Source organism: Pseudomonas sp. Z5-35, from assembly GCF_051131945.1.
GTDB lineage: Bacteria > Pseudomonadota > Gammaproteobacteria > Pseudomonadales > Pseudomonadaceae > Aquipseudomonas > Aquipseudomonas marvdashtae.
The window spans coordinates 543,674-567,558 of the sequence record NZ_CP071640.1 but is presented as its reverse complement, the minus strand read 5'-3'; the positions used below and the strand labels follow the sequence as shown (position 1 = coordinate 567,558).

The 23,885-nt window shown below is 61.6% G+C and carries 20 protein-coding genes; 11 read left to right on the top strand and 9 right to left on the bottom strand.

Going from position 1 to position 23,885, the window contains the following annotated elements; genetic code table 11:
* Window positions 1-16: 16 nt before the first annotated feature.
* The 7 genes from J3P95_RS02695 to bioB form a co-directional block, all read right to left on the bottom strand.
* Window positions 17-1,822: a phenylacyl-CoA dehydrogenase gene (locus tag J3P95_RS02695; RefSeq protein WP_434578803.1), complete on the bottom strand. Its 1,806-nt coding sequence runs from the start codon at window positions 1,820-1,822 to the stop codon at window positions 17-19.
* A 275-nt stretch (window positions 1,823-2,097) separates the two neighbouring features.
* On the bottom strand, window positions 2,098-2,394 hold the full coding sequence (locus tag J3P95_RS02690; protein ID WP_434560524.1) for a pyrroloquinoline quinone biosynthesis protein PqqE: 297 nt from the start codon (window positions 2,392-2,394) through the stop codon (window positions 2,098-2,100).
* 118 nt (window positions 2,395-2,512) lie between these two features.
* Window positions 2,513-3,193, bottom strand: coding sequence for a dethiobiotin synthase (gene bioD, locus J3P95_RS02685; protein ID WP_434560522.1), 681 nt, complete (start codon window positions 3,191-3,193; stop codon window positions 2,513-2,515).
* Window positions 3,190-4,002, bottom strand: a complete 813-nt coding sequence (gene bioC, locus J3P95_RS02680) for a malonyl-ACP O-methyltransferase BioC (protein WP_434578806.1) — start codon at window positions 4,000-4,002, stop codon at window positions 3,190-3,192. The genes bioD and bioC overlap by 4 nt, the downstream gene beginning before the upstream one ends.
* Window positions 3,995-4,726 (bottom strand): alpha/beta fold hydrolase, encoded by a 732-nt coding sequence (locus tag J3P95_RS02675; RefSeq protein WP_434560518.1) that lies wholly within the window; start codon window positions 4,724-4,726, stop codon window positions 3,995-3,997. The genes bioC and J3P95_RS02675 overlap by 8 nt, the downstream gene beginning before the upstream one ends.
* Window positions 4,719-5,897 carry an 8-amino-7-oxononanoate synthase gene (gene bioF / locus J3P95_RS02670; protein ID WP_434578808.1) on the bottom strand — a complete coding sequence of 393 codons (1,179 nt, stop codon included), beginning with the start codon at window positions 5,895-5,897 and terminating at the stop codon, window positions 4,719-4,721. The genes J3P95_RS02675 and bioF overlap by 8 nt, the downstream gene beginning before the upstream one ends.
* A gap of 81 nt (window positions 5,898-5,978) precedes the next feature.
* A complete protein-coding gene (gene bioB / locus J3P95_RS02665) occupies window positions 5,979-7,034 on the bottom strand; it encodes a biotin synthase BioB (RefSeq protein ID WP_434560514.1) in 1,056 nt (351 codons plus the stop codon).
* A 90-nt stretch (window positions 7,035-7,124) separates the two neighbouring features.
* On the opposite strand from bioB, the gene J3P95_RS02660 reads away from it, so the two are divergent.
* The 5 genes from J3P95_RS02660 (at window position 7,125) to rarD (ending at window position 12,734) form a co-directional block, all read left to right on the top strand.
* Window positions 7,125-7,865, top strand: coding sequence for a ComF family protein (locus J3P95_RS02660; protein WP_434578810.1), 741 nt, complete (start codon window positions 7,125-7,127; stop codon window positions 7,863-7,865).
* A 57-nt stretch (window positions 7,866-7,922) separates the two neighbouring features.
* Window positions 7,923-8,687 carry a TOBE domain-containing protein gene (locus J3P95_RS02655; protein ID WP_434560510.1) on the top strand — a complete coding sequence of 255 codons (765 nt, stop codon included), beginning with the start codon at window positions 7,923-7,925 and terminating at the stop codon, window positions 8,685-8,687.
* 67 nt (window positions 8,688-8,754) lie between these two features.
* A complete protein-coding gene (locus J3P95_RS02650; protein WP_434560508.1) occupies window positions 8,755-10,656 on the top strand; it encodes a PhoX family protein in 1,902 nt (633 codons plus the stop codon).
* 128 nt (window positions 10,657-10,784) lie between these two features.
* Entirely contained in the window at window positions 10,785-11,759 is a 975-nt protein-coding gene (locus J3P95_RS02645; RefSeq protein ID WP_186612855.1) for a serine/threonine protein kinase, read from the top strand.
* 87 nt (window positions 11,760-11,846) lie between these two features.
* Window positions 11,847-12,734, top strand: coding sequence for an EamA family transporter RarD (gene rarD, locus J3P95_RS02640; RefSeq protein WP_434560506.1), 888 nt, complete (start codon window positions 11,847-11,849; stop codon window positions 12,732-12,734).
* Between the two features lie 217 nt (window positions 12,735-12,951).
* Here rarD and J3P95_RS02635 read toward each other — a convergent pair whose 3' ends face one another.
* Window positions 12,952-13,470 (bottom strand): glycine cleavage system protein R, encoded by a 519-nt coding sequence (locus tag J3P95_RS02635; protein WP_434578813.1) that lies wholly within the window; start codon window positions 13,468-13,470, stop codon window positions 12,952-12,954.
* 439 nt (window positions 13,471-13,909) lie between these two features.
* Between J3P95_RS02635 and J3P95_RS02630 the strand changes: the two genes are divergently transcribed.
* On the top strand, window positions 13,910-16,087 hold the full coding sequence (locus J3P95_RS02630) for a malate synthase G (protein ID WP_434560502.1): 2,178 nt from the start codon (window positions 13,910-13,912) through the stop codon (window positions 16,085-16,087).
* A gap of 230 nt (window positions 16,088-16,317) precedes the next feature.
* On the opposite strand, the gene J3P95_RS02625 is transcribed toward J3P95_RS02630, so the two are convergent.
* The gene (locus J3P95_RS02625; protein ID WP_060740319.1) at window positions 16,318-16,764 is read right to left on the bottom strand and encodes a response regulator; all 447 of its coding nucleotides are present in this window, start codon (window positions 16,762-16,764) and stop codon (window positions 16,318-16,320) included.
* Between the two features lie 258 nt (window positions 16,765-17,022).
* Here J3P95_RS02625 and J3P95_RS02620 point away from each other — a divergent pair, with 258 nt between their 5' ends.
* The 5 genes from J3P95_RS02620 (at window position 17,023) to J3P95_RS02600 (ending at window position 23,885) form a co-directional block, all read left to right on the top strand.
* Window positions 17,023-18,957 carry a putative nucleotidyltransferase substrate binding domain-containing protein gene (locus J3P95_RS02620; protein ID WP_434560500.1) on the top strand — a complete coding sequence of 645 codons (1,935 nt, stop codon included), beginning with the start codon at window positions 17,023-17,025 and terminating at the stop codon, window positions 18,955-18,957.
* Window positions 18,954-19,661, top strand: a complete 708-nt coding sequence (locus J3P95_RS02615; protein ID WP_434560498.1) for a 3'-5' exonuclease — start codon at window positions 18,954-18,956, stop codon at window positions 19,659-19,661. Before J3P95_RS02620 ends, J3P95_RS02615 begins: the two co-directional genes overlap by 4 nt.
* A 138-nt stretch (window positions 19,662-19,799) precedes the next feature.
* The gene (locus tag J3P95_RS02610) at window positions 19,800-20,318 is read left to right on the top strand and encodes an RNA polymerase sigma factor (protein ID WP_434560496.1); all 519 of its coding nucleotides are present in this window, start codon (window positions 19,800-19,802) and stop codon (window positions 20,316-20,318) included.
* Complete coding sequence (locus J3P95_RS02605; RefSeq protein WP_434578816.1) at window positions 20,315-21,295, top strand: FecR domain-containing protein; 981 nt, start codon at window positions 20,315-20,317, stop codon at window positions 21,293-21,295. Before J3P95_RS02610 ends, J3P95_RS02605 begins: the two co-directional genes overlap by 4 nt.
* Window positions 21,296-21,446: 151 nt before the next feature.
* Window positions 21,447-23,885 carry a TonB-dependent siderophore receptor gene (locus J3P95_RS02600; protein WP_434578818.1) on the top strand — a complete coding sequence of 813 codons (2,439 nt, stop codon included), beginning with the start codon at window positions 21,447-21,449 and terminating at the stop codon, window positions 23,883-23,885.

Below are 23,885 nucleotides of genomic sequence, written 5' to 3'. Positions count from 1 at the left end.
GAGATTCGCGTAGGCGTTAGTAACCCAGCGCGAAATCCTCTTCCTTCATGTCCATCAGGTTATTGGCGCCTGACAGCATGGTCGCAACGTGGGTGCGGGTGCGCGGCAGGATGCGCTGGAAATAGAAGCGCGCGGTCTGCAGCTTGGCGGTATAGAAGGCTTCTTCGGTGGTGCCGGCTGCGAGTTTCTCCGCCGCCAGGCGCGCCATGTCGGCCCAGAAATAGGCCAGGCAGGCGTAACCGGAATACATCAGGTAGTCCACCGAGGCAGCACCGACTTCTTCGCGATCCTTCATGGCGGCCATACCGACTTTCATGGTCAGCTCGCCCCATTCCTTGTTCAAGGCAGCCAACGGCTCGACGAATTCCTTGACGGCTTCGTTGCCTTCGTTGCCCTGGCAGAACTTGTGGACGATCTTGGTGAAGCCCTTGAGTGCTTCGCCTTGGGTCATCAACACTTTACGGCCCAGCAGGTCGAGGGCCTGGATGCCGGTGGTGCCTTCGTACAGCATCGAGATACGGCTGTCGCGCACGTTCTGCTCCATGCCCCACTCGGCGATAAAGCCGTGGCCGCCATAAATTTGCACGCCGTGGTTGGCCGCTTCGAAGCCGACTTCAGTCATGAACGCCTTGGCGATCGGCGTCATGAACGCCAGCAGCGCATCGGCCTTCTTCTTCTCCTCTTCATCCACGCCGTATTTGACGATGTCCACCTGCTTGGCGGTGAAGTACACCATCGCCCGGTTACCTTCAGAGAAGGCCTTCATGGTCAGCAGCATGCGACGCACGTCAGGGTGCACGATGATCGGGTCCGCAGCCTTGTCCGGCGCTTTCGGGCCAGTCAGGGAGCGCATTTGCAGGCGGTCACGAGCGTATTTCAGGCCGCCCTGGAAGCCGATCTCGGCGTGGGCCAGGCCTTGCAGTGCGGTGCCCAGGCGTGCAGTGTTCATGAAGGTGAACATGCAGTTCAGGCCTTTGTTCGCCGGGCCGATCAGGTAACCGGTGGCCGCGTCGAAGTTCATCACGCAAGTGGCGTTGCCGTGGATGCCCATCTTGTGTTCCAGCGAGCCGCAGCTCACGGCGTTGCGCTGACCGATGGAACCGTCGGCGTTCGGCAGGAATTTGGGAACGATGAACAGCGAAATCCCCTTGGTGCCAGCCGGAGCATCCGGCAGGCGTGCGAGAACGATATGGACAATGTTGTCGGCCATGTCGTGTTCACCGGCCGAGATAAAGATCTTGGTGCCGCTGACTTTGTAGGAACCGTCGGCCTGAGGCTCGGCCTTGGTGCGCAACATGCCCAGGTCGGTGCCGCAGTGGGGTTCGGTCAGGCACATGGTGCCGGTCCATTCGCCGGACACCAGCTTGGTCAGGTAAGCCTCTTGCTGCTCAGGCGTACCGTGCTCGGAAATCGTGTTCATCGCGCCATGGGACAGGCCCGGGTACATGCCCCACGACCAGTTGGCTTCGCCGACCATTTCGCTGACCGCCAAGCCCAGGGATTCCGGCAGGCCTTGGCCGCCATGTTCGACGTCGTGGGCCAGGCTTGGCCAGCCGCCTTCGACGAACTGCTTGTAGGCTTCCTTGAAACCGGTCGGGGTTTTCACGCCGGACTCGCTCCAGGTGCAACCTTCGAGGTCACCCACGCGGTTCAGCGGAGCCAGCACCTGCTCACAAAACTTGGCGCCTTCTTCGAGAATGGCGTCAACCATGTCCGGAGTTGCGTCCTGGCAAGCCGGAAGGCTCTGATAATGCGCTTCGTAGCCGAGCAGTTCGTCACGAACGAAGCGAATATCACGCAAGGGGGCCTTGTAGTCAGGCATAGCAATAAACCTCTGCTGATGTAACCGGGGATGAGCGACCGCGTGGATTTGTTGTAGCGGTCAAACAGTTGTTTGAAACATACGTTTACGCCCAAAGCTTGTCAAGCGTCGATCTTTTGCCGTTCGTCATCGTCTCGCCGCAACGGCAGGCGACAGAATCCGTCGCCAGGAAGCAGGCCCGGAACACGCAGGGGAAAGATTAGTTGAGGAAGAGGGGGTTACAGACGAAAACGCCGCGAATAATCGCGGCGCTTTGGCAAAGCAGGAAGAACGGATCAGGCGAATGTATCAATCAACGTTCCGAGCATTTCGTCGGAAGCCTTCGCAACGTTCACACCCAATTGCACTTGGAACTTGCCCTGGGCCAGATCGACCATGTTGCTGGCCAGATCCGATTGCTGGCTGCGATCCACCGAACGTAGGCGATCCACCTGAAGCTCGGACGATTGACTGGTGACCGAGCGTTCAATCGTATTGTTGGCAATCTGGCCAGACGCCAGATCGACGCGGTTCTGTCCTGTCTGAATCGTGCTCAGACCGGCATAGAACGCGGTGTTTCCTGAGATTTCCATGGCAGGACTCGTCTTTTTGAAGGGTCGACATCGGCATTGAATCAGATGCACCGGCAAAAGGCCCGACAAAAACACTAATGGCACTGTGCCTCGTCATAGGCAAAACCTTGGCGCGGTGTCAGTCCAGCAGATCCAGTTGCAGGTGTGCGGCCACCGCTTCGGCCGTCACGCTTTGAATTCGCGCCACCCGGCCCAGGCACGGCGCCGGAAGTCGCTCGGCCAGGGTCGCCAGGTTCTCTTCCAGGCGCGAGGTGGCCGGATCGATGATATTGGCCACCCAACCAGCCAGCTGCAGGCCGTCACGGGCGATCGCCTCGGCGGTCAACAACGCGTGGCTGATGCAACCCAGCCGCACGCCCACCACCAGAATGACCGGCAGGCCCAGCGCTATGGCCAGGTCGGAAAGATTGTCCTGACCAGACAGCGGCACACGCCAACCGCCCGCGCCTTCGATCAAGGTGAAATCGGCGTCCAGCGCCAGCACCTCGCGCATCGGGCCGAGCAGCGACTGCACCGTCAACGCCACGCCCGCTTCACGGGCGGCCAGGTGCGGCGCGATCGCTGGCTCCAGTGCCACCGGATTGACTTGTGCATAAGTCAGCGGCACCGAGCACTCGGCCAGCAACGCCAACGCGTCGGCGTTGCGCAGGCCCTTGGGCGTTACTTCGCAGCCAGAGGCCACGGGTTTGCCCGCGGCCGTGCTCATGCCGGCCTGCCGGGCAGCGTGCAGCAGGCCCGCCGCAACGGTGGTCTTGCCGACGTCGGTGTCGGTGCCGGTGATGAAATAAGCCTGGCTCATAGCGGTTTCTCCAGAACTGCGTAGACCACTTGGTACGTCGCCGGCAAACCCTGGGCCTGACGGAACTGTTCATAGGCTTCAATGAGCGCCAGGATCCTCGCCCTGCCCGTCAGCCCACCGGGGCGGCCAGGGTTCAGATTATGCGCACCCAAAGCTTTCAACTCGTGGGTCAGGCCGCGCACGTCCGGGTAATGCAATACATGAGGCTGATTTTCAAGACTGACGACCTTCAATCCGCTGGTAGCGCACAGCTGTTGATAAGTCTCGAATGGACGGAAACGGTTGACGTGCACCAGGCCATCCACCTGCCGCCAGCTGTCGCGCAGCTCGTACAGTGTGCCGACACACAGACTTGTGAAAGCGAACATTCCGCCCGGTTTCAGGACGCGATGGGCCTCGCTCAACACCGAGGCGAAATCGGCGCACCATTGCACCGCAAGGCTGGAGAAAACCAGCTCGCAGCTCGCCGATTGCAAAGGCAAGCGCTCAGCGTCGCCGGCGATGAAATGCGCCGCACCGCCTTGGGGGCGAGCATGGTTGAGCATGCCCTCGGCGATATCCAGCGCCAAGCCGGTCGCCACGCCGAAGCGCGCGCCCAGCGCCCGGGTGAAATAACCCGTGCCGCACCCCAGATCCATCCAGCGCCCCGGTTTGAATGACGACGGCAAACACCCGAGTAATTGCCAGCCCACATCACGCTGCAATTGCGCGACGCTGTCATAGCTGGCCGCCGCTCGGGAAAACGAGGCCGCCACCTGACGTTTATCCGGTAAGGCACCGGGGAGTTTCACAGCAGCCAAATCAGTCATCACCGAACTCATGCAAAAAAGCCTGGATCGCCCCCGCCACGCCGTGGGGATCATCCAGAAGGAATCCGTGACCGGCCTGTTCAATCAGACCGATTTCGACATCCGGCAGTAACGCCAGCAAATCACCGGCCGCTTCGGCCGGTACCAAGGCGTCGAGGCCGGCAAACAGATGCAATTGCGGGCCGCGAAAGCCCTGCAACGCAACGCGGGTGTCGAGTTGCGCCAGCAGTTCGAGCCCGGCCATCAAGCCATCGGGCGACGTGGTCGGTGCACCGGCGAGCAACAACCGCGACAACCCACGCGGGTCGCTGCACCCTTGGGCACACAGCAAGCTGAAGCGCTTGAGCGTCTGGCGCGGGTCGGCGGCACATCCGGCAAGAAATCCATCGAAGGTCTCGCCGGCCATCGCGCTCGGCCATTGTTCGTGGGCCACGAAAGAAGCATTGCTCGCCAGGGTCAACAGGCCGCAGCAGCGCTCGCCCCGGCGCGCCGCCAGTTCCGATGCCAACATACCGCCCAGGGACCAGCCGCCCAGCCAGGCATCCTGGGGCAAGGTGGCATCCAGCTCATCGAGCCATTCATCGAGGTCGCTCGATGCCAGTGCAGGCAAGGGCTCGATTTCCACCTGCAAGTGCTCGTCGAGCCCTCGTAGCGCCGCCGCAAGAGGTTCGAGCGGCGAAATGCCCAGCCCCCAGCCAGGCAACAAAATCAGTCGATCACGCATCACTTGGCTCCGGTCCCAGCCGGGCAACACACTCGGCCAGTGCCTCTAACAATAGTTGCACCTGAGCTTCGCTGTGGGCAGCGGTCAGGGTTACCCGTAAACGGGCGCTGCCGGCCGGCACGGTCGGTGGGCGGATCGCCGTGACCATCAGCCCCCGCTCTTGCAGCATTTTCGACAAGCGCATAGCCCGCCCCGCGTCACCGATCAGAATGGGCTGGATCGGCGTGAAGCTGTCCATCAATTGCAGGCCGATCTGCTCGGCACCCAGGCGGAACTGGCGGATCAGCACCTGCAAGTGCTCGCGCCGCCAACGTTCGCTGCGCAGCAATTCAAGACTCTTGAGGGTGGCGCAGGCCAATGCCGGCGGCTGGCTGGTGGTGTAGATATAAGGCCGTGCGAACTGGATCAGGCTTTCGATCAGTTCCTCGCTACCGGCTACAAAGGCACCAGCGGTGCCGAACGCCTTGCCCAGCGTGCCGACCAGCACCGGCACGTCGTCCTGGCTCAAGCCGAAATGTTCGACGACACCGCCGCCGGTGGCGCCTAGCGTGCCGAAACCGTGCGCATCATCGACCATCAGCCACGCCCCTTTGGCCCTGGCTTCGCGGGCCAGGGCCGGCAGATCGGCGATGTCGCCGTCCATGCTGAACACGCCATCGGTAACTACCAGCGTATTGCCGACGGCCTTTTCCAGACGGTTAGCCAGGCTTTGGGCATCGTTGTGCAGATAACGGTTGAAACGGGCTCCGGACAACAGCCCGGCGTCAAGCAACGAAGCGTGGTTAAGACGATCTTCCAGCACCGTATCGCCCTGCCCGACCAATGCGGTCACGGCGCCAAGATTGGCCATGTATCCGGTGGTGAACAACAGCGCCCTCGGCCGCCCGGTCAAGTCGGCCAGGGCCTCCTCCAAAGCGTGATGCGGTCCGCTGTGGCCAACCACCAGGTGCGAGGCGCCACCGCCCACGCCCCAACGAGACGCCCCGGCGCGCCAGGCTTCGATGACCTGGGGGTGATTGGCCAGGCCGAGGTAATCGTTATTGCAGAACGCCAGCAACGATTGGCCGTCCACCACCACTTCCGGCCCCTGGGGACTTTCGAGCAGCGGGCGCTGGCGATAAAGATTTTCGGCACGACGGGCAGCCAGGCGTGCGGCGAGATCGAAGGGCATGCAGGCCTCGGGTGAACCGTTATTCAAAGGCTGGAAAGATCCCAATGGGAGCGGCTTGCTCCCACTGGGTTATGCATCCACTCAAACCGCTGCGTTGTAGAACTGCTCGCTGCTCTTCTGCTCCACCAGCGCCTGCTCGATAGCGGCCTGGTGCACTTCGTCGGCGTGTTCTTCGCGGGCTTCGGGCTGGATGCCCAGGCGCGCGAACAACTGCATGTCCTTGTCCGCCTGCGGATTGGCGGTGGTCAGCAACTTGTCACCGTAGAAAATCGAGTTGGCGCCAGCAAAAAACGCCAGTGCCTGCATCTGCTCGTTCATCGCTTCACGACCAGCGGACAGCCGTACATGGGACTGGGGCATCAGGATCCGCGCTACGGCGAGCATGCGGATGAAATCGAACGGATCGATGTCTTCGGCGTTCTCAAGCGGCGTGCCGGCGACTTTCACCAGCATGTTGATCGGCACCGACTCCGGATGCTCCGGCAGGTTCGCCAACTGGATCAACAGATTGGCGCGGTCATCCAGAGACTCGCCCATGCCCAGGATCCCGCCGGAGCAGATCTTCATCCCCGAGTCACGCACGTAGGCCAGGGTCTGCAGACGCTCGCTGTAGGTGCGGGTGGTGATGATGCTGCTGTAGAACTCAGGCGAGGTGTCGAGGTTGTGGTTGTAGTAATCCAGGCCGGCCTGGGCCAGCGCTTCGGTCTGCTCCTGGTCGAGGCGACCAAGGGTCATGCAGGTTTCCAGGCCCATGGCTTTCACGCCTTTGACCATCTCCAATACGTAAGGCATGTCCTTGGCGGAGGGGTGCTTCCAAGCGGCGCCCATGCAGAACCGGGTCGAACCGATGGCCTTGGCGCGCGCGGCCTCCTCGAGGACCTTCTGCACCTCCAGCAGCTTCTCTTTTTCCAGCCCGGTGTTGTAGTGGCCGGACTGCGGACAATATTTGCAATCTTCCGGGCAAGCACCCGTCTTGATCGACAGCAGCGTGGAAACCTGGACGCGGTTGGCGTCGAAGTGCGCGCGGTGCACGGTCTGCGCCTGGAATAGCAGGTCATTGAACGGCTGGACGAAGAGTGCTTTGACTTCGGCCAAAGACCAGTCATGACGCAGGTTGGCAGTGGTGCTGGCGCTCATGGGCATTTCCTTGATTATGCTTGGCTGGCACCTGGGGCATGGAATACCCACAGGCGCGACACGGATGTTCGGCATATTTAAGGAAGAGTCATGCGCTGTCAACCACGAGCCAAAGGACCGGTTTACATCTGGTTAAAAAACAAACAATCCTGCCTGCTGTGTGGCGAGAGCACCGATACGCCACAGCCGATCTGCACCCCTTGCGAAAGCGAGCTGCCCTGGCTCGGCGGCCAATGCAGCGTATGTGCCCTTGCGCTGCCCACGACCGGGCTGCGTTGCGCACAATGCGCCACACGCGCCCCTGCCTACGAGCGCGTCCTGGCGCCGTGGGCCTACGATTTTCCGGTGGACAGCCTGATCACCCGCTTCAAGCATCAGGCGAAGTGGCCGCTGGGCCGGTTGCTCGGCGAATTGCTCACGCAATCACTGCAGCACCATTTCGACGAAGGGCTGGAGCGTCCCGATGCGCTGGTGCCGGTGCCGCTGGCAACCCGACGTTTGCGCCAGCGGGGTTTCAATCAGGCGACGCTGTTGGCCCGTTGGCTCAGCGGGCCGCTGCAGATCCCTTGCGAAGAGAACCTGCTGCTGCGCGTTCAGGACACGCCCGCGCAACAAGCCCTGGACGCCCGGGCCAGGCGTCGGAATCTGCGCCAGGCCTTCGCGTTGATGCCCGACGCGTTATTCAAGAATCGGCACCTGGCGCTGGTGGACGATGTACTCACCACTGGCGCCACGGCTGAGACATTGGCGCGCCTGCTGCTCGATGCCGGTGCCGCACGGGTCGATGTCTACTGCCTGGCGCGAACACCGAAACCCGGCGACCCGGCTTGACGCGCGGCGGCCGAGGAGCCAACGTCGGCACATCGCCCCCTGCGCACAGTTTCCGTCATGTCATTGCCCACGCTTCTGACCCAGCACATCGCCCGCCGGCCACAACGCATCGCCCTGTTGCAGCACATTGCCGAACAGGGCTCGATCACCCGGGCCGCGAAAAGCGCCGGGCTGAGCTACAAGGCAGCATGGGATGCGATCGATGAGCTGAACAACCTTGCGGATCAGCTGTTGGTCGAACGCAGCGTCGGTGGCAAGGGCGGCGGCGGCGCGAAATTGTCCGAAGAGGGCCGGCGCGTGCTGCGCCTTTACCAGCGCCTGCAAGCGTTGCAGGCGCAACTGCTGGAAGCCAGCGAAGACGCGGGCGACCTGGGTCTGCTCAGCCGTCTGATGTTGCGCACCAGCGCCCGCAACCAACTGCACGGCAAAGTCGTACGCATCGAGGCCCACGGGCACAACGACCGGATACGCCTGGAACTGGCGCGAGGGTTGCTCATCGAAGCGCAGATCACCCGTGACAGTACGCTGCGCCTGGAGTTGGAGATCGGCGCCGAAGTGGTTGCATTGATCAAGGCCGGCTGGCTGGAGCTTTATCCCGCCGATCAGCCAGGCCATCCGCAGATCAACAGTTTGCCAGGCGTAATCGAGCACATCGCCGCCGCCGAAGACGGCCCCAGCGAAGTGCGCATTGGCTTGCCCAACGGACAGACGCTATGCGCCCTGGCCGCCCCGCTCCAGTTAAGCGAGCGAAACCTGGCCGCCGGCTCCCCGGTTCAGGTGCGGTTTTCGCCGTCAAACGTGCTGCTTGGCACACCGCTTTAGTGCCCTGAAACAAAAGCTTCATGTGCCCGCTTTAAGGTGACTGCCAAAACCAGCAGGGAGCCTCCCGATGAGCCTATTAGAAGAAAACCAATCCACCGACCTGGAAAAAATCGTCGGCATGAGCCGTCGTCGCTTCATCGGCGCCGGCGCCCTGTGCGGCGCGGCGATGTTCCTGGGCGGCAACCTGCTGAGTCGCAGCGTCATGGCCGCCGCCGTGAGCGAAGGCAACAAAAGCATGCTGGGCTTCGACAGCATCGCTGCCGCAACCACCGACACCATCACACTGCCGTCAGGCTACAAGGCTTCGGTGCTGATCAGCTGGGGCCAGCCGCTGCAAAAAAATGCGCCGGCATTCGACCCAAGCGGCAACGGCACCGCCCGCGCCCAGGAAATGCAATTTGGCGACAACAACGACGGCATGAGCCTCTTTCCATTTCCCGGCGACAACAACCGGGCGCTGATGGCAATCAACAACGAATACACCAACTACCGCTACCTTTTCCCCCACGGCGGCCAGCCGCAGTCGAGCGAAGAAGTCCACAAGGCCCAGGCCAGCGAAGGCGTGTCGGTGATCGAGATCCAGCGTCGTCGAGGCCAGTGGCAGTTCGTCCAGGACTCACGCTACAACCGCAGGATCCACGGCAACACGCCGATTCGCCTGGGCGGCCCGGCAGCCGGCCACGACCTGCTGAAAACGAGCGCCGACAAGAGCGGCAAGAACGCGCTGGGGACTTTCCAGAACTGCGCCAACGGCATGACGCCATGGGGCACTTACCTGACCTGTGAAGAAAACTTCACCGACTGCTTCGGTAGCAGCGACGCCGACCTGAAATTCGACGACGCGCAAAAACGCTATGGCGCCACCCTCACCAGTCGCGAAATCAACTGGCACCTGCATGACCCGCGTTTTGACCTGGCGAAGAACCCCAACGAACTCAATCGCCACGGCTGGGTGGTGGAAATCGACCCGTTCGATCCAAAGTCCACCCCGGTGAAACGCACCGCCCTGGGCCGCTTCAAGCACGAAAACGCTGCCCTGGCGCAGACTCACGACGGTCGCGCCGTGGTGTACATGGGCGATGACGAGCGTGGTGAATTCATCTACAAATTCATCAGCCGCCAGCGCATCGACCACGGCAACGCCAAGGCCAACCGCGACCTGTTGGACCACGGCACCTTGTACGTGGCGCGCTTCGATGCCGGCGACGGCAATCCGGACCATCCGAAAGGCAAGGGCCAGTGGATCGAATTGACCCACGGCAAGAATGGCCTCGACGCCGGCAAAGGTTTCCCCGATCAGGCGCACGTGCTGATCCATGCGCGCTTGGCCGCCAGTGCCGTCGGCGCGACTCGCATGGACCGTCCGGAGTGGATCGTGGTCAGCCCGAAAGACGGCCAGGTCTATTGCACCCTGACCAACAACGCCAAGCGCGGCGAAGACGGCCAACCGGTGGATGGGCCGAACCCTCGGGCCAAGAACGTCTACGGACAGATCCTGCGCTGGCGCACCGAGCGCGACGATCATGCGTCCAACTCTTTTGACTGGGATCTGTTCGTGGTCGCCGGCAACCCGACGGTACACGCCGGCACGCCAAAAGCCGGCTCGTCCAACGTCAACGCCCAGAACATGTTCAACAGCCCCGACGGCCTGGGCTTCGACAAGGCCGGACGGCTTTGGATCCAGACTGACGGCGATTCCAGCAACGCTGGGGACTTCGCTGGCATGGGCAACAACCAGATGCTCTGCGCTGACCCGGACAGCGGCGAAATCCGCCGCTTCATGGTCGGCCCCGTGGGTTGCGAAGTGACCGGCATCAGCTTCGCGCCGGACTACAAGACGATGTTCGTCGGGATCCAGCACCCTGGCGAAAACGGTGGTTCGACATTCCCCGAGCACTTGCCTAATGGCAAGCCGCGGTCTTCGGTAATGATCATTACCCGGGAAGATGGCGGAGTCATCGGCGCCTGACACTTCGCGGCGAGGGAGCTCGCTCCCTCGCTGCGAAGAGCGATTTAACGCCCACCGATCAATCGGGACTGCTTTACGCTAAGATGCTGGGTCGGACGCGGCAGCCCTGCCGCTGCGCAGGAGTCAGCATGTCCCATCCGTTTGAAACCCTCACGCCCGACCTCGTCCTCGATGCCGTCGAGAGCATTGGCTTCCTCAGCGACGCCCGCGTGTTGGCCCTCAATAGCTACGAAAACCGCGTGTATCAGGTCGGCATCGAAGACGCCGAGCCACTGATCGCCAAGTTCTATCGCCCGCAGCGCTGGACCAACGAAGCGATCCTGGAAGAACACCGGTTCACTTTCGAGCTGGCCGACTGCGAAGTGCCGGTGGTGGCGCCGCTGATCCACAACGGCGAAAGCCTGCACGAACACGCCGGGTTTCGTTTCACCCTGTTTCCCCGTCGCGGCGGCCGTGCGCCGGAGCCGGGCAACCTTGACCAGCTCTATCGCCTGGGCCAGTTGCTCGGCCGTCTGCATGCGATCGGGGCGACTCGTCCGTTCGAGCATCGAGAAGCCCTGGGCGTGAAAAACTTCGGTCATGACTCATTGGCGACTGTGCTGCAAAGCGGTTTCGTCCCCCGCAGCCTGCTGCCGGCCTACGAGTCAGTGGCCAGGGATCTGCTCAAGCGTGTCGAAGATGTCTACGCCGCTACGCCCCACCAGAACATCCGCATGCACGGCGACTGCCACCCGGGCAACATGATGTGTCGCGACGAGGTGTTCCACATCGTCGACCTGGACGACTGCCGCATGGGCCCCGCGGTACAGGACCTGTGGATGATGCTCGCCGGGGACCGTCAGGAATGCCTGGGGCAGCTGTCGGAACTGATGGACGGCTATCGAGAGTTCCACGACTTCGACCCGCGCGAACTGGCCCTGATCGAACCCCTGCGCGCCCTGCGACTGATGCACTACAGCGCCTGGCTGGCCCGCCGCTGGGACGATCCGGCGTTTCCCCGCAGCTTCCCTTGGTTCGGCAGCGAGCGTTATTGGGGCGATCAGGTACTGGCGTTGCGCGAACAACTGGCGGCGCTCAACGAAGAGCCGCTGAAGTTGTTCTGACGTCCATCGCTCGAAAAGGCCAGCAGCGTTATCAGATAAATCTCCTTACAATCATGCTTTTGTTAGCTGCCTAAGCAAGGACTCTGCATGCAAGCCGCCAACCCGCGTCGCGGGTATATCCTGGGCCTGAGCGCCTACATTATCTGGGGCCTGTTCCCGATTTACTTCAAAGCCATCGCTAACGTGCCCTCGGTGGAAATCATAATCCATCGAGTGCTCTGGTCCGCCCTGTTCGGCGCGGTCTTGTTGATGGTCTGGAAACACCCGGGCTGGTGGCGTGAATTGCGCGACAATCCGCGTCGCCTGGCGATCCTTGCCCTGAGTGGCACGCTGATTGCCGCCAACTGGCTGACCTATGTCTGGGCGGTGAACAACGGGCGGATGCTCGAAGCCAGCCTGGGCTATTACATCAACCCGCTGGTCAACGTGCTGCTGGGCATGCTGATCCTCGGCGAGCGCTTGCGGCGCATGCAATGGGTGGCGGTCGGGTTGGCAGCGCTCGGCGTAGCACAGCAGGTCTGGCAGGTGGGCAGCCTGCCGTGGGTGTCGCTGATGCTGGCGTTGACCTTTGGCTTCTACGGGTTGATCCGCAAGCAGGCGCCGGTGAAGGCATTGCCTGGGCTGGTGGTGGAAACCTGGATGCTCGTACCGATTGCTGTCGCCTGGCTGTTGCTCAATCCAGCAGCCACCAGCGCCCAAGCGGTGTTCTGGACGACTTCCGAAGCCTGGTGGCTGGTGGCGGCCGGCCCGGTGACGCTCGTACCGTTGGTGTGCTTCAACGCAGCGGCACGACACTTGCCCTACACCACGCTGGGCTTCTTGCAGTACATCGCGCCGACGCTAGTGCTGCTGCTCGCGGTGCTGTTTTTCGATGAACATTTGTCCTCCAGCACCCTGGTCGCGTTCCTGTTCATCTGGGCCGGCCTGGCGGTGTACAGCGTGGACGCAGTGATGAGTATGCGCCGGCGCAACTGATCATAAATTGCACAAATGTCTACAGGCCACGTCTGGCGTGGCCTGCGTTTATCTTTCCCAAGGTTATCCACAACGTGATCCCCGCCGTTTGTGCACAAGCCCTTGAAAATTGGCGATTTTTTGACCATTACCCGCTAAGGCCCGGCGGGCCTGGGCTGGCGGCGGGTCTCTACAGGTTATCCACAGGCAGGCGCAACGTTTCCTTGGATAACCAGCATCAGCTTTCGTCGTTCAGTTTCAGTTCGACCATCAGCTCATCGGCCAGCGTTTCCAAGCGTTCCTGCAACATATCCAGCGACAAGGTCAAAGGCACGCCAAGAATCGCCTCGGCATGAAACAGCAATTCGCTGCTCATCGGTGCGGGTCGAACATGGGTCACCAGTCGCTCGACGTTCACGCCCTGCTCGCTCAGAAGGCGAGTGATGTCGCGCACGATGCCGGGACGATCGTTGCCCACCAGCTCCATGGCGATGGGTTTCCAGGTACAGGACTCTTCTATTGGATTTTCCGCGATCAGCACCCGAATGCCGCGGGCCGATAGTCCGTGCAAGGCTTCGATCAGTGCTTCATGAGACTCGGCCGGAGCGCTGAGGCGCAGGATCCCGGCGAACTGCCCGGCCAAGTGCGACATGCGGCTTTCCAGCCAGTTACCGCCGTGCTCGGCAATGCACTCAGCGATACGCTCGACCTGCCCCGGCTTGTCCGGTGCAAAAACAGTGATGACAAGGTGGTCCATGGCACAGCCTCTGTGGGGTGGATGACACAGTATAGGCAGCGCTGCGGATTAGGCCGGCAGGGCCTTCTCAGCAGATAATGTGTACAGTTAAAAAGATTTATCTGGAACAATCTGACTGTTTTTTGAGAACATTCGGTGCCGCGCCGTGACTGTACTGCTTTAATCGGTCGCGGAACGACGCAATTAGTCTGATTTTCACAACCGCAATTGATCATGTAGTATTCCGCAGCGCGCACTACATAACCGCGATACACCGGTTGTACCTATGTCTGCTTAAGGCCAGTCGCATCCCTGAATAGCCCCGTCAGCAAGGCTTGAACACCCAGCCGCCAGCGATGGCATGTACTGGTTCCGGGGTTTGTGGTTTAAATGTCCCGAGGCTTCATTATCAAAATCGAAGAGCTGAAAAGCGAAATAGCTGAGCAGAGTGAGGCAAGCAATGACTGAACACGTTCAAGTCGGTGGCCTGCAGGTCGCCAAAGTCCTGTTCGACTTCGTGAATAACGAAGCCATTCCCGGAACCGGCCTCACCGCCGACGCGTTCTGGGCCGGCGCCGACAAGGTCATTCATGACCTGGCTCCGACGAACAAAGCCCTACTCGCCAAACGCGACGATTTCCAGGCACAGATCGATGCCTGGCACCAGGCTCGTGCCGACCAGGCCCATGACGCCGTGGCTTACAAAGCGTTCCTGCAAGACATTGGTTACCTGCTGCCAGAAGCCGCGGATTTCCAGGCCACGACGCAAAACGTCGACGATGAAATCGCGCGCATGGCCGGTCCGCAACTGGTCGTGCCGGTGATGAATGCCCGCTTCGCCCTCAACGCCTCGAACGCCCGCTGGGGTTCGTTGTATGACGCGCTGTATGGCACCGACGCCATCAGCGAAGCCGACGGCGCGGAAAAAGGCAAAGGCTACAACAAGGTGCGCGGCGACAAAGTCATCGCCTTCGCCCGCGCCTTCCTCGACGAAGCCGCGCCGCTGGCGGCCGGCTCCCATGTCGATTCCACCGCGTACAAGATCGTCGACGGCAAACTGGTGATCACCCTCAAGGGCGGCAGCAACAGCGGCCTGCACGATGACGCCCAACTGATCGGTTTCCAAGGCGAGACTTCGGCCCCCACCGCAGTTTTGCTGAAGCATAACGGCCTGCACTTCGAAATCCAGATCGATGCCAGCACCCCAGTCGGCCAAACCGACGCCGCCGGCGTGAAGGACATCCTGATGGAGGCCGCGCTGACCACCATCATGGACTGTGAAGACTCGGTCGCCGCCGTCGACGCAGATGACAAGGTAGTGATCTACCGTAACTGGCTCGGCCTGATGAAGGGCGACCTGTCGGAAGAAGTCGCCAAGGGCGGCCAGACGTTTACCCGGACCATGAACCCCGACCGCGTCTACACCGCCGTCGACGGCTCAGGCGTGACCCTGCACGGCCGTTCGCTGCTGTTCGTGCGTAACGTCGGCCACCTGATGACCATCGACGCGATCCTGGACAGGGACGGCAACGAGGTGCCGGAAGGTATCCTCGACGGCCTGGTGACCAGTCTTGCAGCGATCCACAGCCTCAACGGCAACACCTCGCGCCGCAACAGCCGCACCGGTTCGGTGTACATCGTCAAGCCGAAGATGCACGGGCCGGAAGAAGCGGCGTTCACCAACGAATTGTTCGGTCGCGTCGAAGACGTGCTGAACCTGCCGCGCAATACCCTGAAAGTCGGGATCATGGACGAGGAGCGCCGTACCACGGTCAACCTCAAGGCCTGCATCAAGGCGGCGAGCGAGCGCGTGGTGTTCATCAACACCGGCTTCCTCGACCGCACCGGCGATGAAATCCACACCTCCATGGAAGCCGGCCCGATGGTGCGCAAGGCTGACATGAAAGCCGAGAAGTGGATCGGCGCCTATGAAAACTGGAACGTCGATATCGGCTTGAGCACCGGCCTGCAAGGTCGCGCACAAATCGGCAAGGGCATGTGGGCGATGCCGGACCTGATGGCAGCGATGCTCGAACAGAAAATCGCTCATCCGCTGGCTGGCGCCAACACCGCGTGGGTTCCCTCACCGACCGCCGCCGCCCTGCACGCGCTGCACTACCACAAGGTCGACGTGTTCGCCCGCCAGGCCGAACTGGCCAAGCGCACCCGCGCTTCGGTGGACGACATCCTGGCCATCCCGCTGGCGGTCAACCCGAGCTGGACGCCGGAGCAGATCAAGCACGAACTGGACAACAACGCCCAGGGCATCCTCGGCTACGTGGTGCGCTGGATCGACCAGGGCGTCGGCTGCTCCAAGGTGCCGGACATCAACGACATCGGCCTGATGGAAGACCGTGCGACGCTGCGTATCTCCAGCCAGCACATCGCCAACTGGCTGCGCCATGACATCGTCACGCAAGACCAGGTGATGGAAAGTCTCAAGCGCATGGCACCAGTGGTCGACCGCCAGAACGCCAGCGACCCGCTGTACCGGCCGCTGGCGCCGGACTTCGACAGCAACATCGCCTTCCAGGCGGCGGTTGAACTGGTGGTCGAAGGCACGAAGCAGCCTAACGGCTACACCGAGCCGGTGCTTCACCGTCGCCGTCGCGAGTTCAAGGCAGCCAATGGGCTGTGATTGAGCGGTAGACGCGGCACAAGAAAAAGCCCTGATCTCTCGATCAGGGCTTTTTCTTCTGCAATACATGACCGCCTTTGTGGCGAGGGAGCTTGCTCCCGCTCGGTTGCGCAGCGACCGCAATCCACGTCAAGAATATTCCGAACTCTGAAAAAAGGGTCTGCTTCGCAGCCCAGCGGGAGCAAGCTCCCTCGCCACAGAAGCACTTCGGCACCATTGAAGAGGATGGGTTAGAGATCCATCCCCAACTCATGCTTGACCAACCCCAGCAGCTTGTCGGTATCGATCGGCTTGAGCAGAAAGTCCACCACGCTCAAGTGCATGGCTTCGATGGCGTCCTTCACGTCTGCATCGCCTGACACGATGATGATCGGCAGCGCTGCCCGTTCGGACTCGCGCACCAGGCGCACCAGCTCCAGACCATCGACATTGCCCATGCGCAGGTCGGTGATCAGCAGGCCGATCGACGGCTTGGTTTCCAGCATCTTGAGCGCCGTTTCGCCACTGGCGGCGGTCATGCAGTGAATCCCGTCCAATGCCAGGATCTCCGACAGCAACTCGCGGGCGTCCTTGTCATCGTCGACGATCAAGACTCGCTGCGGCGGCAGGTCGGGTTCCAGCATGACGGCACTCAGCGCCTCGCGCTCGGCGTCACTCAAAATATCGTGGTCGGACATGATGCTCTCTACGTTTTTGAATCGATCCCCTGGCACAGTGGTCAGACATCGTTCTGCGGCGCTTCAATGTGCACTTCGTCGGATTTTTTTCCAAGAGCATTCCAGGAAGAATTTTCCGAGGCCGGGCGTAGGATTTTTCCGTAGTTTCGGCCCCGTTGCGGCGACCTAGACTTACGTCCAATGGGCAACCGCACGCTCAGGGGCCGACCATGGGGCACAGATCCGACCACAATAATTCGAAAAAGCTGCGTAATCGTTATGAAAAAAGCGGACGCCTTCATCCAGGCAGGGAAAACCGCGGTGTTGCAAAACATCCAGGGGACGCTGCAGTTTCTTCAGCGCTTCCCACCGTTCAACCAAATGGAAAACGCCCACCTGGCCTATCTGGTGGAGCAATGCCTGCTGCGTTTCTATGCGCCGGGCGAAACCATCATCAAGCCGGCCGACGGTCCGGTGGAACACTTCTATATCGTCAAGCAAGGTCGGGTGGTGGGCGAGCGCCCGCACACGGCCAAGGGCGGCACCGAGACGACCTTTGAAATCACCACCGGCGAATGCTTCCCCCTCGCCGCGCTGCTGGGTGAGCGAGCCACCCGCACCGAGCACCGGGCGGGCGAGGATACCTTCTGCCTGCAACTGAACAAATTGGCCTTCATCAAGCTGTTCGCCTTGTCCGCCCCGTTTCGCGACTTCGCCCTGCGCGGCGTCAGCAGCTTGCTCGACCTGGTCAACCAACAAGTACAGCAAAAATCCGCGCAGACCCTGGGTACGCAATATTCGCTCAATACCCGCCTGGGCGAACTGGCGATGCGTCATCCGGTCAGTTGCAGTCCCGAAACGCCGCTGCGCGAAGCCGTCAAGCTGATGCACGATCAGCAGGTCGGCAGCATCGTGGTGGTGAACGAGCAGAAAGCGCCTGTGGGTATTTTTACCTTGCGCGACCTGCGGCAGGTCGTGGCCGATGGTATCGGGGATTTTTCCGAGTCGATTGGAATGCGCATGACCCAGGCGCCGTTTTTCCTGTCACCGGACCACAGTGCCTTCGACGCGGCCATCGCCATGACCGAGCGCCATATTGCGCACGTCTGCCTGGTCAAGGACCAGCGCTTGTGCGGCGTGGTGTCGGAGCGCGACCTGTTTTCCCTGCAGCGGGTCGACCTGGTGCATCTGGCCCGGACGATTCGCAACGCCCCGAGGGTGGAAAACCTGGTGACCCTGCGCGGCGAGATCGGTCAACTGGTGGAACGCATGTTGGCCCATGGCGCGTCGTCGACCCAGATCACCCACATCATCACCCTGCTCAACGACCACACCGTCTGCCGCGTCATCGAGCTGACCCTGGCCGAAAAGGGCGACCCGGGCGTGCCGTTCAGTTGGCTGTGTTTCGGCAGCGAAGGCCGGCGCGAGCAGACCCTGCACACCGACCAGGACAACGGCATCCTCTTTGAAGCCCAGGACGCGGCCCATGCGGCGCAGATCCGCGGCCTGCTGTTGCCCATCGCCCAGCAGATCAACCAGAGCCTGGCGCTGTGCGGCTTCACGTTGTGCAAAGGCAACATCATGGCCGGCAACCCCGAGCTGTGCTTGTCCCGCGCCGAATGGGCGCGACGCTTCGCAGCATTTATCCGTGAAGCGACCCCGGAGAACCTGCTGGGCTCAAGTATTTATTTCGACTTGCGAGTGGTCTGGGGAGACGAGCAAGGCTGCGAGCAGTTGCGCCAGCAGATCCTGGGTCAGGTGGCTGACAACCGTTTGTTCCAGCGCATGATGGCTGAAAACGCCCTGCGCCATCGCCCGCCCGTTGGGCGTTTCAGGGACTTTGTGCTCAGCCGCAAGAACGGCGAAAAAGCCACCCTCGACTTGAAGGTGCAAGGCCTGACACCCTTTGTCGACGGTGCAAGGTTGCTGGCGCTGGCCAACGGTATCGAGGCCAACAACACCTTGGAGCGCTTGCGGCAACTGGTCGTCAAGGAAGTGATCGAGCCGCTCGACGGCGCTGCCTATGAAGAGGCTTATCACTTCATCCAACAGACGCGCATGCAACAGCACCAGTTGCAAACCCGGGAAAACCAGCCCTACTCCAACCGGGTCGATCCCGACAGCCTCAATCACCTGGACCGGCGCATCCTGCGCGAATCCCTGCGCCAGGCTCAACGCCTGCAAAGCAGCCTGACGCTGAGGTATCAGTTGTGAGCCTGTTTTCCTGGTTGCGTCCGGTCCAACCGACGTTGTCGGAGGCCTTGCAACAGCGCCTCAGGGACCTACCCACGCCCACTCAACTGACTGAACGCAGCCTGCGTGAACAGCGTTGGGTGGTGGTCGATCTGGAAACCACCGGCCTTAACCTGAACAAGGACCATGTACTGTCCATCGGCGCCGTGGTCATAGAAGACGGCGCCATCGATTTCAGCCAGCAATTCGAGCGGACCTTGCAATGCAACAAGCAGAAGCTCGGGCCAAGCGTACTGATCCATGGCCTGGCGCCGAGTGCCATCGCCGCCGGCAGCGATCCGGCCGAAGCCCTGCTGGCTTTCATGGAGTTCGTTGGCGACAGTCCGCTGCTGGCGTTCCACGCGCCTTTTGATTGCCACATGCTCGGGCGCGCGCTGAAAGACTACCTGGGCTATCGCTTGCAGCACCGCTTTGTCGATGTAGCCGACATGGCGCCGATGCTTTGCCCTCAGGCGAATATCCGCCAAGGGGGACTGGACGAGTGGATCGACTGGTTCAAACTGCAAATCTTTGACCGTCACAACGCCAGCGCCGACGCCTTGGCCACTGCGGAACTGGCCCTGATCCTGTTCAGTCGCGCCCGCCAACAAGCGATCCACAGCCCACTCGATCTGCAACAACGCCTCGGACAATGGAAACGGCGGCAGCAGGCGCCCTCGCTTTAATCCGCAGCCCTGAAGCGCAGGGTTCACGCGGGAGTGGCATATCGCTATAACTCCCGACCAGTGCCAATTGCTTTCTTTCCCCCGCCTCTGCCACAATTGCGAACAATTCTCGTTACTTAATGCGTCGGTGAATGTTCCGTGTCGTCAGTCCCCAGTTCCCACAGTGATTTGGTTGGTGCGTTGTACCGTGACCATCGCGGTTGGTTACTGGCGTGGCTTCGGCGCAACGTGGCCTGCCCGCAGCGTGCCGAGGACTTGAGCCAGGACACCTTCGTGCGCCTGCTGGGCCGTGGCGAGCTGACGGCACCGCGCGAGCCCCGGGCTTTTCTGGTAGCGGTCGCCAAGGGCCTGCTGTTTGATTACTTTCGTCGGGCGGCGCTGGAGCAGGCGTACCTGACCGAACTTATGCTGATCCCCGAGGCCGAGCACCCGTCGGTGGAAGAACAGCAACTGATCCTCGAAGACCTCAAGCAGATCGATCGCCTGCTCGGCAAACTGTCCAGCAAGGCCCGCGCAGCCTTCCTCTATAACCGCCTCGACGGCCTCAGCCACGCCGAAATTGCCGAGCGCCTGGGGGTTTCGGTGCCACGGGTACGCCAATACCTGGCCCAAGGCCTGAAGCAGTGCTACATCGCCCTTTATGGTGAGCCGACATGAACACGGCCCATGGCAAACCGGTCTCCGCGCGGGTGCTGGACGCAGCCATCGCCTGGCAGTTGTCCCTGGATCCAGGCGGCGGCAGTCCTCAGGAGCGGGAGGCGTTCGCCCAATGGCACGCGGCCGATGAGGAACATGCCCGCGCCTGGCAGCAACTGGGCATGCTCGACCAGCGTTTCAGCATCGCCAGTGGTCCAGCGCGGGCCGCGCTGCTGCAATCGAAGGCGAGCATCCGGCGCCGGGTGCGCAAGGTTGGCAGCGGCCTGGCCAGCATCGTCGCGGTCATCGGGCTGGCGCTGTTCGCCGGCGATCGTTATTTGCCGCTCGATTATTGGCTGGCCGACCAGCGCACCGCCACCGGTGAGCAGCGTACGTTGCGCCTGGCGGACGGCACGCTGATCAACCTCAACACCCACAGTGCATTGGATGTGCGTTTCGACGCCAAGCAGCGGCGCATCGTCCTGCAGGAAGGCGAAATCCTCGTGGAAACCGGTCACAACGATCCGCGTCCGTTCATCGTCGAGACTCGCGAGGGCAGTATGCGCGCGTTGGGCACGCGTTTTTTGGTCAAGCTCGAAGACCAGGGCACCCGCCTGAGCGTGTTGAAGTCCGCCGTGGCGGCGCATCCGCAGAGCGCCCAGGAAGAACAGATTCTGTACGAAGGCCAACAGGTGCTGATGCTCAAGGAAGGCCTGGGGCCAACAGTGGCCCTGACCCCCGGCGCCGACGCCTGGACACGCGGCATGCTGGTGGTGGACAACGCCCGCCTCGAAGACCTGGTCCATGAACTGGGTCGTTATCGACGCGGCTATCTGGGCGTTGAGCCGCAAGTGGCGGACCTGCGCATCACCGGCAGTTTCCCGCTGCATGACACCGACCTGGCGCTGACCGCTTTGCTACCGACATTGCCGGTGCAGGTCGAGCATCACACCCGCTGGTGGGTCGTGGTGGGACCGCGAGCCGAAGCCAAGCCTTGAAGTAAAAGGTTGATCCCCTGGGCCTGTCCTCTCGACGGCGACGCCAGCCCGTGCAATCTGAATCTAAATAATTTTCATCCAACCCTATCACTTTTCGATTTTCATCCGGCACACAGGCAATTGAGAAATATTTCCATTCAGGAGCCGCCGTATGTCCCGCCCGTTTGAGACCCTGTTGCGCCCCAGCCTATTGGCTATCGCCATCGCTCTGGCCACCCCGTTGGCCAGCGGCCCGTTGCTGGCCGCCGAGCAGGCCTCCGGCGTTCGGGCCTACAACCTGCCCGCCGCGCCGCTGGCCAGCACCCTGAACCAGATCGCCAGCCAGGCCGGCCTCGCCCTGAGCCTGAACCCGTCCCTGGCGTCGGGCAAAGCCTCGGCACCGGTCCAGGGCCAATTCGACGCCACCGGCGCCTTGCGGCAGGCCTTGCGTGGCACCGGCCTGCAATTGGAGCAAAGCAGCGCCGGCACCTACAGCCTGGTGGCCGTGCCCGAAGGCGTCATGGTGCTGCCGGAAACCAGCGTGATCGGCGCCGGCGTCAGCGAAACCGCGTGGGGACCGACCGAAGGTTACGTCGCCACCCGAACGGCGGCGGGCACGAAGACTGATACGCCGATTGTCGAGCTGCCGCGCTCGGTTTCGGTGGTCACGCGCCAGCAAATGGACGAGCGCTCCGTGCTCAACCTCAACGACGCCCTGCGCTATACCGCCGGCGTGCAAAGCAGCGGCTACGGTTCGGATTCGCGCAACGACTGGCTGCTGGTGCGCGGCTTCGTGCCAACCCAGTTCCTCGATGGCCTACCGCTGCCCAAGGGCAACTACATCACGACGAAAATCGAGCCCTGGAACCTTGAGCGCATCGCTGTGTTGCGCGGGCCGGCCTCTTCGGTCTACGGCCAGACGCCACCTGGCGGCATGCTCGATATGGTCAGCCGTCGCCCACAAGCCGAGAGCAGCAACGAAGTCCAATTGCAGGCTGGAAGCTACGAACACAAGCAGATCAACTTCGACAGCACCGGCAAGGTCGATGACGAAGGCCAGTTCCTGTATCGACTCAGCGGCACAGTGCGCGACAGCAATTCCCAGGTCGACCACATCCCGGACAAGCGCTACAACATCGCCCCGAGCCTGACCTGGAACATCAACGACGACACACGCCTGACCTTCTTGTCGCAATACACCCGCGACGACACCGGCATCACCGGTCAATTCCTGCCGCTGCAAGGCACCAAGCTGGCTTCACCAGCGGGCAAGATTTCCCATCACAAGAACCTGGGCGATCCGGATTGGGAATTCTACGACCGTACTTACTCCGCGCTGGGCTACAACTTTGAGCACCGCCTGAACGATACCTGGCAGTTCCGTCAGAACCTGCGCTATACCAAGAGCGACTTGGAATTCCAGGGTATCTCCGCCGGTGGAGCTTTCTTCCCGGATGGCCCGGACGAATCGGTGAGCGCCGATGGCACCGTCAAACGCAGCGCCAGTATTGTTGATGAAGACATCAGCCAATACGCCGTGGATAACAACTTCCAGGCCGACTTCCAGACCGCAGCCTTGAGCCATACGCTGCTGCTGGGCCTGGACCACCAGCGCTCCAATAGCAACGCTCGCTGGCGCTGGGGGTCTGGTGGTGTGCCTACCAGCAACGTCAACAACCCGACTTATGGACAGGACTTCTCCAACGTCCAGTATTTCGACATGTACCACTACAACCAAAAAACTCACCAGACTGGCCTGTACCTCCAAGACCAGATCGCTCTGGACAACTGGCGCCTGACCCTCGGTGGTCGTGAAGACTGGATTCACACCAGCACTGTATTCCACAACCAGAACGACGCGACGAACACCCAGCGCGACAAGAAATTCAGCGGCAACGCGGCGCTGAGCTACGTCTTAGATAACGGCGTGACGCCGTACATTTCCTTCGCACAGTCGTTCCAGGCTGTGGCGGGTTCAGCCGTTAACAGCACTGACTCGTTCAAACCAACCGAAGGCGAACAGTACGAACTCGGTATCAAATACCAGCCACCGGGCACCAAAACCCTATTGACCGCCGCAGTGTTTGACCTGACTCAGCAAAACAACTCCGTCAGCGAAAACAACATCACTCGCCAAGTGGGCGAGGTCCGCGTACGCGGTCTCGAACTGGAAGCCTCCGGCGACGTTACCGACAACTTGAAACTGATCGGTTCCTACACCTACAACGATAGCGAGATCACCAAGGGCACTGCGGCTGAAGAAGGCCAGCGCATGGCCCAGGTACCGCGCAACCAGGCCACCGCCTGGGCCGACTACACCTGGCACAACGGACCGCTGGGCGGTTTCGGCGTCGGTGCCGGTGTGCGTTATATCGGCGACACCTATGGCAACACCACCAACACTGATTGGGGCCACGTCGGTTCCTACACCGTCTATGACGCCTCGGCCCACTACGACCTGGGTCGTTTGAACCACACGCTCAAGGGCGTCACCGTGGCGGTGGATGCCAAGAACATTTTCAACAAGGAATACTTGTCGACCTGTGATGGCTTCTACTGCTACTACGGCGACCAACGCAACGTCGTCGCGAGCGTGAATTACAAATGGTAA